The 15,987-nt window shown below is 69.9% G+C and carries 12 protein-coding genes and 1 pseudogene; 3 read left to right on the top strand and 10 right to left on the bottom strand.

Annotation, left to right across the window (positions count from 1 at the left end; translation table 11 throughout):
• Positions 1-39: 39 nt before the first annotated feature.
• From ACR68M_RS30280 to ACR68M_RS30325, 10 genes and pseudogenes are all read right to left on the bottom strand, one after another.
• Positions 40-996 (bottom strand): glycosyltransferase family 2 protein, encoded by a 957-nt coding sequence (locus tag ACR68M_RS30280; protein WP_441247334.1) that lies wholly within the window; start codon positions 994-996, stop codon positions 40-42.
• Positions 993-2,129: a hypothetical protein gene (locus tag ACR68M_RS30285; protein ID WP_441247335.1), complete on the bottom strand. Its 1,137-nt coding sequence runs from the start codon at positions 2,127-2,129 to the stop codon at positions 993-995. Before ACR68M_RS30285 ends, ACR68M_RS30280 begins: the two co-directional genes overlap by 4 nt.
• Positions 2,126-2,863 carry a class I SAM-dependent methyltransferase gene (locus tag ACR68M_RS30290; RefSeq protein WP_441247336.1) on the bottom strand — a complete coding sequence of 246 codons (738 nt, stop codon included), beginning with the start codon at positions 2,861-2,863 and terminating at the stop codon, positions 2,126-2,128. The genes ACR68M_RS30285 and ACR68M_RS30290 overlap by 4 nt, the downstream gene beginning before the upstream one ends.
• A gap of 20 nt (positions 2,864-2,883) precedes the next feature.
• Complete coding sequence (locus ACR68M_RS30295; RefSeq protein WP_441247337.1) at positions 2,884-3,963, bottom strand: hypothetical protein; 1,080 nt, start codon at positions 3,961-3,963, stop codon at positions 2,884-2,886.
• On the bottom strand, positions 3,960-4,889 hold the full coding sequence (locus ACR68M_RS30300) for a radical SAM protein (protein WP_441247338.1): 930 nt from the start codon (positions 4,887-4,889) through the stop codon (positions 3,960-3,962). The genes ACR68M_RS30295 and ACR68M_RS30300 overlap by 4 nt, the downstream gene beginning before the upstream one ends.
• Positions 4,883-6,127 carry a hypothetical protein gene (locus tag ACR68M_RS30305; RefSeq protein ID WP_441247339.1) on the bottom strand — a complete coding sequence of 415 codons (1,245 nt, stop codon included), beginning with the start codon at positions 6,125-6,127 and terminating at the stop codon, positions 4,883-4,885. Before ACR68M_RS30305 ends, ACR68M_RS30300 begins: the two co-directional genes overlap by 7 nt.
• Positions 6,128-6,148: 21 nt before the next feature.
• Positions 6,149-6,826 carry a hypothetical protein gene (locus ACR68M_RS30310; RefSeq protein WP_441251812.1) on the bottom strand — a complete coding sequence of 226 codons (678 nt, stop codon included), beginning with the start codon at positions 6,824-6,826 and terminating at the stop codon, positions 6,149-6,151.
• Between the two features lie 36 nt (positions 6,827-6,862).
• Positions 6,863-7,207: pseudogene (locus tag ACR68M_RS30315) on the bottom strand (alcohol dehydrogenase catalytic domain-containing protein); the annotation flags it as partial.
• Positions 7,204-8,112, bottom strand: a complete 909-nt coding sequence (locus ACR68M_RS30320) for an HAD family hydrolase (protein WP_441247340.1) — start codon at positions 8,110-8,112, stop codon at positions 7,204-7,206. The pseudogene ACR68M_RS30315 and the gene ACR68M_RS30320, both read right to left, overlap by 4 nt.
• Positions 8,113-8,227: 115 nt before the next feature.
• Positions 8,228-8,539 (bottom strand): ATP-binding protein, encoded by a 312-nt coding sequence (locus ACR68M_RS30325; protein WP_441247341.1) that lies wholly within the window; start codon positions 8,537-8,539, stop codon positions 8,228-8,230.
• A gap of 410 nt (positions 8,540-8,949) precedes the next feature.
• Between ACR68M_RS30325 and ACR68M_RS30330 the strand changes: the two genes are divergently transcribed.
• The 3 genes from ACR68M_RS30330 (at position 8,950) to pglW (ending at position 15,948) form a co-directional block, all read left to right on the top strand.
• Positions 8,950-10,341 (top strand): helix-turn-helix domain-containing protein, encoded by a 1,392-nt coding sequence (locus tag ACR68M_RS30330; RefSeq protein WP_441247342.1) that lies wholly within the window; start codon positions 8,950-8,952, stop codon positions 10,339-10,341.
• A complete protein-coding gene (locus ACR68M_RS30335; protein ID WP_441247343.1) occupies positions 10,338-11,222 on the top strand; it encodes a phosphotransferase enzyme family protein in 885 nt (294 codons plus the stop codon). The genes ACR68M_RS30330 and ACR68M_RS30335 overlap by 4 nt, the downstream gene beginning before the upstream one ends.
• A gap of 289 nt (positions 11,223-11,511) precedes the next feature.
• Complete coding sequence (gene pglW / locus ACR68M_RS30340; RefSeq protein ID WP_441247344.1) at positions 11,512-15,948, top strand: BREX system serine/threonine kinase PglW; 4,437 nt, start codon at positions 11,512-11,514, stop codon at positions 15,946-15,948.
• Positions 15,949-15,987: the final 39 nt, after the last annotated feature.

Genomic DNA, 15,987 nt, shown 5'->3' on the forward strand with positions numbered 1-15,987 from the left:
GATTTTAGCATCGCGGTATACGGATCCGCATTTGCTTAATCACACTCCGCTTTGGCGGAGCGACGGAGGAATTGTCGGCGTCGGGACGGTAGACGGGGGCGGCGGATGTGGGGCGAGCGGGCGGTTGCGAGCAAAGCTGGCGAGCGTGCGGAGCCAGGCCGTAACTGGGGCACGGCCGCGGAGGGAGTGGTAGAGCATCGCTGTGAGGGGGCGAAGGGCAAGGAGGCGGCGGCACTGCTGGAGGTGGGCTTCCACACGGTGGCCGGCGGAGCGGGCGCGGTAGTGGCGGGCGATACGACGCAGAGCGGCAGCGGTAGCCCAGGTGGGCGGGGCGGCCGTGAGGGTGATGAGACGGTGGGCCAGGTCTGTGCAGACGTCGGCGCGGTAGTGCTGGGAGGAGCCGTTGAGGGTCCGGTCGGTCATGCTCGCCGGGTGGAGCCGGTAGTTCACAAGGGGTTCGGGCAGCGTGTGGCCGTGGCCGGCGTCGCGCAGCGCGTGGAAGTGGATCTCGTTGGTGACGGGGAGAAGGGTCCGGGCGGCGTCGCGGCGGACGAGGAGGGTGCTGGTGTTGCCGCCGGGATGGGGCTCCGGCAGCAGTGGGTGGCCGTCGGTGCCGACGACGGTCTCCCAATGGTCGATCAGGAGGCGGTCGGGGGTAATGGCGTTGGAGCAGGTGCGGAGTTTGGCGGGGTGGAACCAGTCGTCGGCGTCGAGGGGCGCGATCCAGTCGCCCTCGGCGAGGAGTACAGCGTCGGTGAGTGTCTGGGCGAACCCTCGCCGGGGGCGGCGCACGACGCGGACGTACTCCTGGTGACGGCGGCAGATTTCGGGGGTGTCGTCGGTGGAGCCGTCGTCGATGACGAGGATCTCGTGAAGGGTGTAGTTGCCGGGCTCCTGCTCCAGGCAGCTGGTGATGGCGCGGTCGAGGTAACGGCCGTAGTTGTGGCAGAGGATCACGCAGGAGATCCGGGGCAACGGCAGCGGGGTGTTTGTCATCGGTGGCCGCCTTCGTAGAGGGCGAGGTGGGCGGCGAGGACGTCCTTGTGCTCCTGGGTGCGGTAATCGAGGAAGTCGTGATCGAGGCGGCGCGGGGCGGCGGCCGTGCGGGCGGTCGCGGACTCCAGGGCGGTGAGGAAGCGTTCGCCGAAGAGGTTGGGGTGGCCTGTGGTCCAGTCGAACCATTCGGGTTCGGGGACGGCCTGGTCGTGCCGCTGGTGGAGGCGGTGCTGTTCGGGGAGATGGCCGACGCGGGCGCAGACCGGGATGAGGCCGAGGTCGAAGGCGAGTTCCAGTTGGCCGGAGTGGGTGCCCCAGAGGTAGGGGAGCAGCAGGAGGTCGCTGGCGAGGGCGGCGTCCAGCACGGCGGTGTCGGTGGGGTACGGGCGCATGGTGATCCGGATGCGTGGGTCGTGACGGGCGATGTCCAGGATCACGGGCAGGGGGCTGGGGGTAGTGCGGGTGAAGTCGGCGGGGCTGGCGGCGCGCAGGAGGAGATGGAGGGTGTGGGTGGGGTTGCTGGTGGCGAGTGACCAGTTGACGACGGGTGAGATCTGGTCGCGGTTGGTGCGGGTGGCCCCGTACAGGAGGGTGCGGACGCCGGTGCCGGGGAGGCGTTCGCGATGGCGGAGGGTGTCGGGCGGTACGACGTAGCCGTGCGGGATGACGGTGGTGGGAGGCTCGGTACCCAGGAGGGCGGCGAGGTCAGCGCGGGAGCCTTCGGTGAGGCAGATCCAGGGGACGTCGGCGGCGAGGAGCAGGCGCAGGCGCGTGGTGAAGGCGTCGGCCCCGTTGCTGTCGCCGCCGAGCATGGGGCGGGTGTCGTGGGCGGTGAAGACCACGCGGACTCGGGCGCGGGCGCAGGCGTCGAGGAGTCGCTCCAGGATGGCGGGGGGCTCGAGGTCGATGTGGTGGAGGTGGAGGACGTCGAGCCAGTCCAACGGGGTGTGGTCGAGGATCCAGGAAGCGGTGACGTCGGCGGGGACGGCATGGCCGGGGCGGATCTCGGTGGGCTCGGTGGTGGTGTTCAGGGTGTGGATGCCGGGGCCGTGGAGCTTACGGGCGTAGGGGGTGCGGGCAGGCAGGTGGACGACCCGAAGGCCAGCGGCCGAGGAAGCGATGGCGGCGGTCATCGGCGGACCTCGGGCAGGCCGACGGTGACGAGCTGGGTGGACAAGCCGTGGGAGGCGTCGTCGCTTCGGGTGACGCCGGCGTAGTGGATCTCGAAGCCGCAGGCACGCAGGAGGGCTTGGAACTCGTCGCTGGCCCATTCGCGGACGTGGCTGGGGTTGCGGGGCGGACCGGGGGCGTCGTAGCCGCTGCGGAACTCGCGGGCGGGCGTGGAGAGCACGGCGACGGAGCAGCCGTCCGACAGGAGGTTGCGGGTGAGCGCGAGGAGCGGGAGCGGGTCGAGGAGGTGTTCGATGACGTCGGAGCAGACGACGACGGAGCGCCGTAGGAGATCGGGAGCAAGGGGAAGGAGTTCGGTCTTCTCCAGGTCGGCGTCGATCCACTGGCCGAAGGCGTGGTTGTCGCGGCTCCAGGCGAGGTTGTCGCCGAAGTCGACGCCGATGTACGTCCAGTCGGGGCGTTCGGCGGCCAGGGCGGCGAGTTTGCCGGCGCGGCCACAGCCGAGGTCGATGAGGGTGTCGAAACCGGAGTGCTCGGCGAGGGTGGCGACGTACGGGTAGACGTCGGGCTGCCAGGTGACGTCGTCGTCGGTGGTGTCGGCGAAGTACTCCACGGTGGTCCGGTGGCGGTAGCCGGCCCGGATGTGGTGGGTGGTGGCGTCGCCGAGGGGCTGACGGGAGAGAACGGGGTACGGCGCCGGGGCTGACGCGCGGGGCAGTGCCGGAGCGGCGGACATGGTGGACTCCTTCGGTCGTGTCACAGCTGGGGCCAGAGCGAGAAGATGCCGACCAGGCGCTCGGTGAGATCCTCGCGGAGTTCGCGCCATCGGTGACCGCCGGTGCGGCGGGCTTCGGCGGCCAAGTCGTAGGCGTGGCCGCCGGTCTCGGGCAGGCAGGCGAACATCTGGAGCAGAGCGGAGGTGTCGTCGTCCGGTCCGGAGTCGGTGTCGGCTGCGAGCAGAGCGCGGATGTCGTCGGCCGGCAGGGCGGCTGTGATGCCGGAGCCGGGGATGCTCTTGCTCATCTTGGGCAGGCCGCCGAGGCCAGGGATCATCTTGGTGTAGATGCCGGAGAGGCGGTCGGCGGCCAGACCCCAGCGTTCGGCTCCGCGCCGGGCGAGTGCCACGTACTTGTGCTCGTCGACGCCGAGGGAGACCAGGACGTGGCGGTCCTGGGCGAGCAGGTGGACGAAGTCGGCGGCCATGAGGAGGGTGGCCTGCTTCATGCCGTAGGTGAGGTGGTCGAAGACACCGTGGCTGCGGTAGAGGCCGGAGAGGTCCTCCTCGGCCCAGCTGAAGTCAGCGTCGTCCAGGTGGCGGGAGAGCAGGAAAGCCGTGGCCAGGACGTCGGTGTTGCCCTCCTGGCGACGCAGCACTCCACGCTGCTCGTCGAAGCCGAGCCGGCGTACGAACTCCTCGTATTGGTCGGCCAGTCGGCGGACCTCGGCCAGCGGGGTGCGGCGGGCGTTGTAGGAGTCGAGGTCGCCGAGCACGATCTGGACGTGCAGCCCGTGCCGCTGGAGCGTGACGGCGCGCAGGAGTTGGAAGACGGTGCCGGCGTGCGGCGGGCCGCCGAGGCCGACGCCGGTGGTCACGGTGGCCGGCCTTCCGCTGGCGACGGCGGTTGCGAAGTCCCGGGCTCCGGTGTGGCACATCCACTTGGTGCGCAGGTCGTCCGGGCTCAGGTCGGCGAGCGGGAAGTCGATGGCACCGAGGGCGGGTTCGGCGTCGGCCTCCGGGGTGACGCTGCCGCTGGAGGTAGTGGCGATCTCGGGGGCGAGGCGCTCGTAGTTGTGGCGGGCGATGACGTCGTCGTAGTACGCGGAGTCGAACTTCATGGTGTGGTCACTTCCTTCTCCGGGGTGGTCGTGGTGGAGGTGCCGGCGGTGGAGCGTGCTGTGAAGGCGCGGCGGACGAGGGGCTCGAAGCCGTCGGTGAGGAGGTTGCCGAGAACGGTGTTACTGGGCGCCGCGACGCTGCCGAGATCGGCGGTGACAGTGCCGTCGGCCAGGACCCAGACCCGGAAGGGATAGGGGTCCTCAGCAGCGCGGGTCGGCTGGTCGTATACCTGGATGCCCGTGCCGGACAGCAGGTCGCGGACGTGGGCGACGGCCTCGGTGAACGCCTCGCAGTCGTAGGCGTAGAGGTCGGCCTTGCGGGAGTTCGCGCGGCCGATCGGCCGGTACTGGGAGATCAGCCAGTACTCCACCGCCGTACGGGCGGCGAGGCCGGTGATCGTCCCAGCGAGGGTGGGAAGGGCAGCCAGGGAGGCGGCCGTAGTGAAGGTGTTGAAGGCGAGGCGCCGCCGGTCGGCAGTGAGCAGGGCGGTGTTGGCCTGGAAGGCGGCGAAGTAGCCGCTGCCGCGGAACCAGTCGGCGCTCTGCTCGTCCGGGCCGTCGACGGCCAGGGAGTAGAGGGTGACGTGGTCGCGCAGGGCCGCGTAACGGTCGGCGAGCAGGAGACCGTTGGTGTGCAGGTTGGTCTCGAAGCCTGCGGCTTGGGCGTGCTGGAGGGCGGGTTCCAGATGGTTGTCGTAGGGCATGACCGGGTCGCCGCCGGTGAAGACGACCCGGTGGGCGTCCGACTCGGCGCGGACACGGTCGATGACGCGGCGGACGGTGGTTTCATCGGTGTGCACGCGATTGCGTTCGCGATAGCAGAAGCGGCATACGCCAGGCGAGCCAGGTGTCTTGGGTAGGTCCCAGGCGTTGCAGTCGGTGTTGAGGACCAGGTGCACGATGCCGAGTTCGTCGCGAGTCAGCATGCGGTTGTCTCCCTGTCGGAGGGTGGAACGGCGAGAGCCCCGGAGGCGGGGGCGTTCTGGGGCGGGCGGCGCGGGGCGGGCACGGTCAGGGCGGCCCGCTGTTCGTCGGGGAGTCGCAGGAGGGCATCGACCGTGCGCGGGTCACCGCCGGTGAGGGATACGAAGCGGCGCACAGTGTCCAGGGCGGCACCGTCACCCAGGACTGCATGCGCGGTGTCCAGCCCGGCCTGCAGGTTGGGGACGGCGCGGGCGGTGACCATGAGTACAGCCGCGTTCAGGGCGACCGTGCGCTGGGCCACTGCCGGGGCACGGCCGGCGAGAAGGCGGACGACGGCGGCGACATTGGCGCGCGGATCGGCGCGCTGCGCGAGGGATCCAAGGTCGACGACCGGGGCCACGGCACCTGCGGCCCTGGCGACGGCGCACCCGAACTCCGGGTCTTCCTGGCCGGCTGTCAGATGGCAGACGCGGATGGTGCCGCCGGGGATCAGTTCGTCGACCTGGCTGCCTGGCACTGGAGAGGAGTTGACCACGGTGACATCGCCGAGGCCGAACCGATACAGCAGCCGCGCGGACACCCCGACGGCCGGATGGGACAGGCCGTAGACGAAGCCATGGCAGGCCACCGGGCTCAGCAGAGCAGGGAAACCGAGGCTCAGGGCATGCACGGCCTGGAAACGGCCGCCATAACGCCGGTCGAACTCCGGTACCTGGTGCTCGATGGAGAAGAACCCGAAGCCGCACTCACCCGCGATGTCCACCATGGTCGGGGCCGGGATGGTCTCGCAACGCGCGCCCACCACGTCGATGAAGTCCCGGGAGCCGGTCTTGGAGGAGGCGCTGCGCGAGCCGAGCTTCGCGATGTGCGCACCGCCGGCCGCAGCAACCAGCGCCGCGGCCGAGCTGAGATTGATCGTTTTGTACGTCTTCTTCCCACTGCCGGTGTAGCCGATCAGCCGCACGTTGGGCGGCGGCGCCAGGACCTCCCAGGACCCGCTGTCCAGCGCGCTGGCGGCCCGGATCGCCGCCTCCACCTCGGCCGGACGGGGCCCGCGCAGGAGCAGGCCGGTCAGCACACTGCCGAGCATCACGTCACGGGTCGGGCCGGCGGGCAGTCCGAGCAGGTGCAACAGGCCGCTGTGGACATCGGCTGGGGCGATGTCGGCGGGAGAGTTGACCTGGTGCACGAGAGCGGGGATGGACACTGGCGGCGGAGCGGGGACGGGTGATGACTGCATGGCGGAGCTCCTGGGTCGTAGTCAGCGGCTGGAGGTGAGCAGGACTTTCGACGGGCGGTGCGCAGAAGCGGGGTGGAGCGCAGCCAAGGCGTCGGGCAGCCGGGCGAGCGGGTAGCGAGTGGAAGTGAGAGCCGTGGCCCACGCGCTGTCTGCCTCTTGGGCGAGGAACTGGACGGCGTCCTGGAAGTCGTCACAGCTGTTCGCGCGGCAGTGGGAGTACGAGCCCCGGACGGTGAGCGAGCGTCGGAACACTTCGCGCAACGGAGTGGAAAGCTTCACCTCCGGGGCGTAGGCGTTCTGGACGAGGATCGTCCCGCCGTCCCGTACCGCCGCCAGGGCTTGGAGGAGCGGGCCGGGCGAGTGGCCGGAGGCGGCGTCGACTACCGCGTCACACGCACCTGCCGGAAGCCCAGGCCCCGGGTAGACGGTGACGCCGGTGCCAGCGAGTAGGGTGCGAAGCCGCCCTTCCTGATCCGGCCCGCGGGTGGCGAGGAGGACGCTCCACCCAGCTCGGGCCGCACTGACGGCGGTGCAGATACCAAGGGTGCCCGCGCCGATGACCCCGAGGCGGCCTGCGGTGCCGGAGGCTGGTGCGGGCAGGCCACACCGCACGCCGTGCAGGGCGACCGCCACCGGATCGGCAAGGACGAATAACGCCAGGTCCGCCACGCCGGAAGGCAGCGGTACGGTGCTCCGCACCGGGACACGGACAGATTCGGCCAGACCACCGGGCAGCTCCCAGCCGACCCGGCGCAGGCCGGGACACAAGTGGATACGACCCCGGGTACAATCGGCACAATCTTCGCAGCCGGCCAGCGGGTTGACCGCGACCCAGGTCCCGCTACGGGTGTCAATGCCGACGACCTCATGGCCGGGAACCCATCCTTCGGGCAGCGGCCCGCTCCAGGAATCCGAACAGAGCTTGCTGGTGTCGCTTCCGCACAGGCCCGAGAACCGCACCCGGACCTCTGTCGTCCCGGCATCCGCCGGCAACGCGGTGCGGCGTACAGGTGCGAGGCGAGGCGAACGGCCAGCTCCGTCTGACCGAGCCTCCCAGACGAGCGTGGAGACGCCGGTCACCGGACGTAGCTCCGACTCGGCCCCGTGACGCCCAGCCAGGTCGGCAAGTCCTCGATGGACCGCAGCGTGACCCCTTGCCAGGACTTCGCCTGGTCATCGAAAGCCAGCGCTGCGATGCCGCCCCGCCGTTCCACGCGGACCGCCCGCATCCCGCAGCGCAGCGCCCCGACCAGCTCTGAACCGCCGCCGTCGCCGCAGTACAGCACCGACTCCGCTGTACTCCCGAGGCGCTCCAGAATCCCCGTGTACAGATGCCGGGCCGGCTTCAGCGCTCCCTCGCGGCAACTGAACAGCGCCACGTCGAACTGTGGGGCGAGCACCGAGCGGTCCCACGCCTCGGCGACATCGGGGGCCGCGTCGCTCAACAGCCCCAGCCGTAGCCCGGATCGCCGCAACGCCTCGAGACTCTCCATCATCGACGCGTCGGTGCAGAGTCGTTGGGGAGCCAATCGCCGAAGTACCGACTCCACCTGCGGCACGTACCTGGCCGGTGCCCCACAGCGCTCAGCGAGGTGCGCGGCTATTTCGCTGGTTGTGCGGAGCGTCCCGTCATGCCGGGCCTGCCAACTCCCCCCGAGCGCCTGATCGGCTTGCGGCTCCGGCACGCGCAGCGCGGCAGCGATCTCCCGCACGGCCTGAGCGCGCTCGCAGCTGTCCGGGGCGGGGACCAGCGTGCCGAAGAGGTCGAGGACCACAGCGGTGGGCCGCACCGTGGAAGACTTCGCGGCTGCGGCTGGCAGCTGTTCCGGTTGTACTCGTGGGAGATCGCCTCCGCGAGATGGTCGGTCAGGGTGTCCGTGTTGGCCCAGTCCCTTGCGTTTCGGCAGGACGAGATCGGTGGGGTGAAGGGTTCCGGTCTCGATGGTGATGCCGCTGTTCTGGACAGCTGTGCTGAGGTGTTCCAAGACGTACTCCTCGTCGGGGTCGAGTAGGCCATGGCCCTGGGGCCGGTACGTGCGGAATTAGCCCCGGTCCGAGGCGTGAGAGGGCCGCCAGGGGTGGAGAGAGGTGGTGAGTGAGTCAGCTCAGCGCGTTTCCTGAATGACAATCAGGCGACGCGAACGGCAGCAGGCCCCAAACGACCTTTCCGTCCGGGCTGGACCGCCATCCCCACCTCTTGGTGAGGGCGTCCACGATCAGCAGGCCCCGGCCGCCCTCATCGCCTGCCTGAACCTGCCGTGGCACTGGGGCTTTCAACGACCGATCGGCGACTTCGACGAGCAGTCCGCGCGCGACCAAGCCCAGGTTGACGTCGACCCGGTCTGTCGGCCCCGAGGCAGCGACCGCGTTCGCCACCAACTCGCCGAGGACGAGCTCGAGGTCGCACAGCACGCCGACGGGCAGGCGCCCGACGAACTGTCGTCTGGCGCATCGGCGTGCCCGCTGGGCTGCTCTTCCGTCAGGCCTGATCTCGCACCTGAGCGTTGCGGTTGCCGACCTTCCGGCCACCGCTGCCAAGCTCGTTGAGCAGCCCTCGTCACCGGTCATCACACCGCTTGCTGCAGAAGCAGTACCGACTTTTCGCACGAGCTCACCTCGCCAGCTGCGGCCGGCTACTGGATGACCCCAGCCGGTCCTGATCTGATCGCGTGGATAGCGCCGAACTCTCACACATCGCATCCGTAGCGGTGTGTAATGGAGCGCGAACGCTTGAGAGCCATTCAGCCTTGCCATAGACCGCCTGACCAGTACCGGCAATCGGACACCGGTCGCTGTCCACAAGAGACGCCTCGGAGGACCAGATGCCGCGACCGCCAAAGCCTTTGGACCCGACCCGGTCGGCAGCGCACTGGCTCGGCGCCGAACTCCGGCATTGGCGAGAGTTACGCAAGCTGAGCCAGGATGAACTCGGCGCGCTGGTCCACCTCAGTGGCGACCTGATCAGCAAGTTCGAGCGGGCCGAACGCCCCTGTAAGCTCCGGCACACCATGGCGCTTGACGCCGCGTTGGACACCGGCGGCGTCCTATCGCGAAGCGTCGCGCTCGCTGAGGCTGAAATGGACAACCGCTCCCGGGAAATGGACAACTCGCCCGGCAGGGCCACAATCCCTCGCCGACGGGCCGGGGTCGGAGGCACGCTGGAGGGACCGCTGTCCGCCCCCGAGTGGAACGAGTCCATTCCCATGGAACGACGGAACTTCCTTGCCGCGACCAGCGCAGCTCTCGCAGCAGGTCCCCTCCTCCAGCTGATGAACGCCGCGCCGTCTGCCGCCGCGCCTTCCGTGGTGCGGCCCGCCGATGTCGAGCAGATCCGCACAGCCGCGACCACCCTGCGCAGTTGGGACAACCTCTATGGTGGTGCCGGTGTCGTCCGTGACACTGCGCTCGCCCAACTCCGCTGGGCGGCGAACCTTCTGGGCAGCAGTTGCCCTGCCTCACTCAAAGCCGACCTGTTCAGTGCTGTCAGCCGCCTGGCCACGGTAGTCGGAGCCTCGGCCTTCGACGCCTTCGCGCACGACGACGCCCACCGGCTTTTCTCCTTCGCCACGTCGTGCGCCGAGGAAGTGGACAACTGGCCGCTGCGCGCCATCTCCTACAACCTGCGCTCCCGGCAGGCCACCTGGCGAGGCGATCCGGACTCCGGACTCACCCTCGCCGAACTCGGCCTCGCCCGAGCGGACCGTCTCTCCTCCGCCGAACGATCCATGCTTTACAACGCCCGTGCCAGGGCGCTGGCGAAGATGGGCCGCACCCAGCAGACACTGACCTCGATCGGCAGGTCCGACGACTCCTTCGCCTCGATCGTCGCTGCCGACGAGGGGCCATGGATGGCCTACTACGACAGCGCGCAGCACCACGGCGACACCGGCCACGCTCTCTTCGACCTCGCGCTTGCGGGCCACCCTCCCAAGGAGGCCCTCTGCAGGCTGCAAACCGCCGTCGATAGCCATGGCGACGGGTTCGCCAGGTCGCGCACCTTCTCCCGAACCAAGCTGGCCACCCTCCGGATGGCCGCAAGCGATCCCGAACAGGCTCTGGCGGACGGGCGACGTGCGCTCGCCGAAGTGAGCCAGCTTCGCTCGCTGCGAGCCAACCACGAACTCGGCGAGTTGGGCCGCGTCGCTCACCGCCACCGCACGATTCCCGACATCCGGGACTTGGGAGAGCAGATCACCTCTACGGTGGCGGTGTGACCAGTGTTGACGAATCTCACGCACTGCTGCTGAAGGCATGCGATGCCGCAGGCCTCTCAGCCGACCAGGCCGCGCCCATCCGCATCGGGGAGAACGGCCTGTGGCGGCTTCGCCACCAGGTCGTCGTTCGCATTGGGCGCCCCGGGCAGTGGAACGCCGCCGTCCGGGAGCTCGCGGTCGCCCGCTGGCTGCGCACATGCGAGATCCCGGCCGTGCGTCCGCTCGACCACCTGCGGGAGCCCCTGGACGTCGAGGGCAGCCCGGTGACCTTCTGGCACGAGCTGCCCGAGCACCGTCCCGGCACCGCCGCCGACATCGCGCCGCTCCTCCGACGCCTCCACGAACTCCCCATCCCATCGTTCCCGTTGGGGTGGCTCGACCCATTCGTTCGCCTTGCCGCGCGGATCGACGGCGCGACCACACTCGACGACGAACAGCGGCAATGGCTTCGCGGTCGCCTCAGCGACCTTCAGTCGGCCTGGTCGAGCCTCCCCGCCGGCTACCCGGCGAACGTGATCCACGGTGATGCCTGGGGCGGCAACGTCGCGGTCACCCCGACGACCGTCTATCTCCTGGACTTCGAACGCACTTCCCAGGGGCCGCCCGAGTGGGACCTCACCGCCACCGCCGTCGGACACGGCACCTTCGGTACGGTTTCCGACAAGCAGTACGCGCAATTCTGCGAGGCGTACGGCGCCGACGTGACCACCTGGGCCGGCTACCCGATCCTGCGTGACATCCGCGAGCTCCGGGTCACCTGCTTTGCCCTCCAGCACGCAGCTGCCGACCCGCGCCGCCACGGGAGAGAAGCTCACCACCGACTCGCATGCCTGAGAGGACAGGCCGGGCCGCGCCCCTGGGGTTGGTCTGCCGTCGGTTAACTGGACTGAGTGGACAGCGTGACCCTGGTCCCGACCTCACGTGGGAGGGCGACGCGTGGACGATGCACCGCGAGCACGTGCGCAGCAAAGCCAACAGGATTCGGTCCGAGGACGTCCTCATGGTCCGCTCTGATGGTGGAAAGGCCGCCAGCCATTGAGTAATTCGGGTCTGCTTGTGAGTTGAGGTCGACGCAGCGTCGCCATCTGTCAGCCGTGACCGATAGGGTCGGGCGCACATGGAGCGGCGCTGGTTCGTCGGCGGCCGGGTGGTGGCGTGGAGGGCGAAGCGGTGTCGGCAGCGGGAGACAAGGGCACAGCAGGGGCGCGGGTACCGAAGCCGGCGCCGCCGCGGAAGCAGCGCTGGTTCCAGGAGCGGCCCTCGCCGTTCCCGCACGAGCAGGACGCTCTGGACCACATCAAGGCGCTGATGCCGCAGACCGAGCCGTTCCGGGCTTGGGCGACGTTCTCGTTCACTGCCTCCTCCGGCCGCGTCAACGAGTGTGACCTGCTGGTACTGGTGCCGCGTGGATTGTTCCTCGTGGAGTTGAAGGGGCACCCCGGGCGACTCGTCAACAACGGCAGCACTTGGAACTTCCGTGGTCCGGACCGGGTGCGGACGATCAACAACCCGTTGCACCTGACCGACCTGAAGTCCAAGGAGCTCAAGAGCAAGCTGCTCTGGGCCGCTGGGAAGCACTCCTCCGGCGTGCAGATCCCCCGGATCTCCCCGGCGGTGTTTCTCTCTGCCCCCGACCTGCGCTCCGAGCTCGACGCGGTCCAGCAGATTGACGTCTTCGGACGCGAGGACGGCGCCAGCGGTCTGCCCCGCATCTGGAAGGACTTCCTCGGGCTGCCCCCACAGCGTGACTCGGAGAACGCTCGCCAGGAGCGGTTGAAGCTCGCCGAGGCCCTGCCGGACTTGATGAAGATGATCGGCGTCCGGGCCTCCACTGCCCACCTGAACTTCGGGGACGGCTGGCAGCTCGACGGCCGCCCCCTGGACGGCGGACCCACCTGGGAGGACCGCCTCGCCGTCCGGGAGCAGCCGATCCGCGAGGAGGGCCGGGTCCGGGTCTACCTGGTCAGCCAGCAGGCCACAGCGGAGAACCGCAGCTCGGTGGAGCGCGCGGCGCGACGCGAGTACCAGGTCCTTCAGGGCATCAACCACCGGGGCATCGCCCAGGCACGGGACTTCCGTGACCACCAGGGCGGCCCGGCGATCCTGTTCAACCACCGCGCCTCGGACCTGCGGCTCGACGCCTATCTCGCCACGCACGGCCCGTCGTTGACTCCTGAGGCCCGCTTGGAGCTGGTACGCCAGCTGGCCGAGGCACTGCGCTACGCGCACCGTCGCTCGCTCTACCACCGGGCGCTCGCGGCCCGTTCCGTCTACGTCTCCTGCAAGCCGGACGGCTCCTCGCCGGTCCTGCGCATCATCGACTGGCAGGTCGCCGCACGGGACTTCGACACGACGTCGTACTCGTCGATCGGTGACCCCAGCGCCGGCGGAGACCATGTCGAGAACTCCGCTCAGGCCTATCTCGCGCCCGAGTTCGAGATGGAGTTCGCCGATCCGGTCGACCTCGACATCTTCGGGCTCGGCGCGTTGGCACACCTGATCCTGAGCGGTCAGCGGCCGGCCGAGCGGCGCAGCATGCTGATCGAGCGGCTGACGGCGGAGGGCGGGCTACACCCTTCCGCGGTGTCGGACGCGGTGTCGGAGGAGCTCGACAACCTCGTCTACCAGGCCACCCGTGCCGATGTAGCGGACCGACTGGACTCGGTCGACCGCTTCCTCGACGACCTGGACCGGCTCGAGCAGGCGGTGGCCGCCGAGGTGTCGACGTCTGTCGGTGTCGACCCCTTGACCGCGGCCCCCGGCCAGAACGTCGACGGCGACTGGACGGTCGAGCGCGTGCTCGGTACGGGCGCGACGGCCCGGGCCCTGCTGGTGCGCCGGGAGTCGGAGGACTTCGGCGGGGAGACGCAGGTCGAGCAGCGTGTGCTCAAGGTGGCGCTGGACGAGACGCGCGCCGGCCGGCTGCGAGCGGAGGCCACGGCACTGGGTACGGTCGGCGGCGGCTCTGTCGTGCGGCTCCTCGGAGGGCCCCGTGACGTGCACGACCGCACTGTCCTGGACCTCGAGTACGCGGGCGAGCGCTCCCTCGGCACCCGACTGCGGGGCGAAGGTCGGCTGACGTATCACGAGCTGGCGCGCTTCGGCGGCGACCTCTTCACCGCACTCGACCAGCTGGCCGGCAAGGGTGTGCGCCACCGCGACCTGAAGCCCGACAACTTCGGCGTGCTGCAGCGTGCCGACCGGTCGTGGCAGCTCATGCTCTTCGACTTCTCCCTTGCGGACGCCTCGGACCTGGACGTGCAGGCCGGCACCCGCGGCTACCTGGACCCGTTCCTGGACACCCCGCGCCGGCCGGTCTTTGACGACCACGCTGAGTACTACGCCGCCGCGGTGACGTTGCACGAGATGGCGTCGGGGGAGCGCCCCCGCTGGGGCGACGAGATGACCGATCCCCGGACCACCGACGACGAGTACCCGGCGCTCGCCGAGCAGGTCTTCGAACCCGCTTTGGCGGCGGGACTTACCGCGTTCTTCCAGCGTGCCCTGCACCGTGACGCGGACCGTCGCTTCGACACCCTGCGCCAGATGCGGGATGCCTGGCAGGCGGTCTTCACCAAGGCCGATGCCGCTGTGCCGTCCGGCGCCGAGGACACCGAGGATGATGCCGACGAGAGGGAGGATCTGGAGGCCACCCGCGACCGGTACGCCGACCAGGCCGCGTTGGAGACTTTGCTGAATCCGGCCGGCCTGTCCCCACGGGCGGAGTCGGTGGCAAACGCCTTCGGCGCCACCACGGTCGGGGAACTGCTCAATGTACCGCTGCACCAGATTGCGCGGGCGCGCGGTGCCGGCGCGGTGATCCGTAAGGAGCTGAACCGTCGGCACAAGCAGTGGTCGGCCAGGCTCCGTCCGGCAACCGCTGAACCGAAGCGCGCGGTGCGCTCCGGCGCGACTCCCGAGGGTCCGGCTGTTGACCAGTCCGGGCTTCCCACCCAGTTCGTGGCCAGGGCCAGTATCGACGACCTTGCCGCCCACCTCGACCCGGGGCCTGCGCGCGGGGGCTCGAAGCGCAACGACGCGATTCGGCTGACCCTTGGCCTGCCCACTGCCGAGGGGGAGCCGTCGCCGCTGCCCGTCTGGTGTTCCCAGACGGAGATTGCCAAGAGGCTGGACATCAAGCAGCCGAGCGTCTCGCGCAGCCACGTCGCTGCGATCCAGGAGTGGATCGCGGACCCGGTGATCGTTGATCTGCGCGAGGAGATCGCCGCATTCGTCGAGGCGTCCGGGCGGGTGGTCACCGTCCAGGAGCTGGCCACGGAGATGCGGATCCGCAAGGGGATCAGCGAGCCGGACCCGGACCGGGCGAATGCGCTCACCTTCGCGGTGGTCAGGGCAGCCCTGGACGCAGAGGCCTGGCCGCACGACAAGGACGAGGACGACCAGCCGCGACTGGCTGTCCTCCGGCGCGGCGGCCGGATGTTCGTCGCCGGCGAGTCCCTGCCGGGCACCAACCACCCCAGCGCGCCGGACCTTGCCGACTACGCGAGGTCCCTCGGCCAGCAGGCGGACCGACTCGCCTCGGCCGACCCGCTGCCGGACCGCGCCGTCGTCATCCGCGAGCTGCGTGCTGTGGCGATTCCGGCAGGGATGGCCGCACTTGCTGACGCCCGGTTGGTTTCGCTGGCCTCCGCGGCGGCCCAGGACGCGCTGTCCTCCCCGCGGCTGGAGCTGTATCCCAGCGGCCTCTCGCTCGCCCGGGCGATGGCGGTCTCCCAGGCCGCCGCCGGTATCCGGCGCGACCGCGGTGCCACGGTGGAGGAACTGCTCGCGAAGGTTCGGCTGCGCTTCCCCGACCTGGGCCTGAGCGAGCCGACCCAGGTGGAGATGACGGAGGCCCTGAAGGAGGCCGGCTTCACCCTCGAGTACGACCGGGAAGCCGAGCGGTTCCGTCCGCCGGTCCCGGAGAGCGCTCGGGGAATGACCACCTCGCCGACCTCCACCAACCTCTTCCTTGGGGCGGTCGGCGTGGCCGCCGCCTCGGCGGCGGCCGGCCGGGAGCCCCGGGTGCTGCTCGGCGCGAAGCTGGAGGATGCGCGGCGCCGGGGTGGCTTCCTCGCGCTGACCTTGCGCGGAATGTACCTGCCCGGAGCGGCGGAGGAGATTGCCGGGGCGTACGGGGTCGAGCCGCTCGCCCTGGGCTCCCTGTTCCTCTCCGAGCTCCGATTGCTCGCCGCTGAGCAGGGCACCGCATGGGATCGGGTATTGAGCATCGACACGAAGTTCACTGCCTCTGGTGACCTGTCGCGTGGCCTGCGCTCCTACGTCAACGGTGCCTGGACGCGGGTGGCACAGCGGCTGCACGAGCGTCTGGAGGAGCTGGGGCCGGACACCGTGCTGCTGCTCCACGACGCCGGACTGGTGGCCCGCTACCACGATGCGGGTGGGCGCGAGCTGCTCGTTTCCCTGCAGAACGCGGCTCGGCGGGAGAGGGACGCCCCGCATGGGCTCTGGCTGCTCTGCCCGTCGGAGGCACCGCAGGAGACGCCGCAGCTGGACGGGGTGATCGTCGAGGTGCTGGGCGAGTCGGAGCGTGCCGTGCTGCGCAAGGACTTCCTGGACGGGCTGCGGGAGCAAAGCGTGGCGTGACTCCCGCCCAGGGGCGGACGGAATGTTGATCAGCCACTC

The sequence above is a fragment of the Kitasatospora sp. McL0602 genome, assembly GCF_052076145.1.
Lineage (GTDB): Bacteria > Actinomycetota > Actinomycetes > Streptomycetales > Streptomycetaceae > Kitasatospora.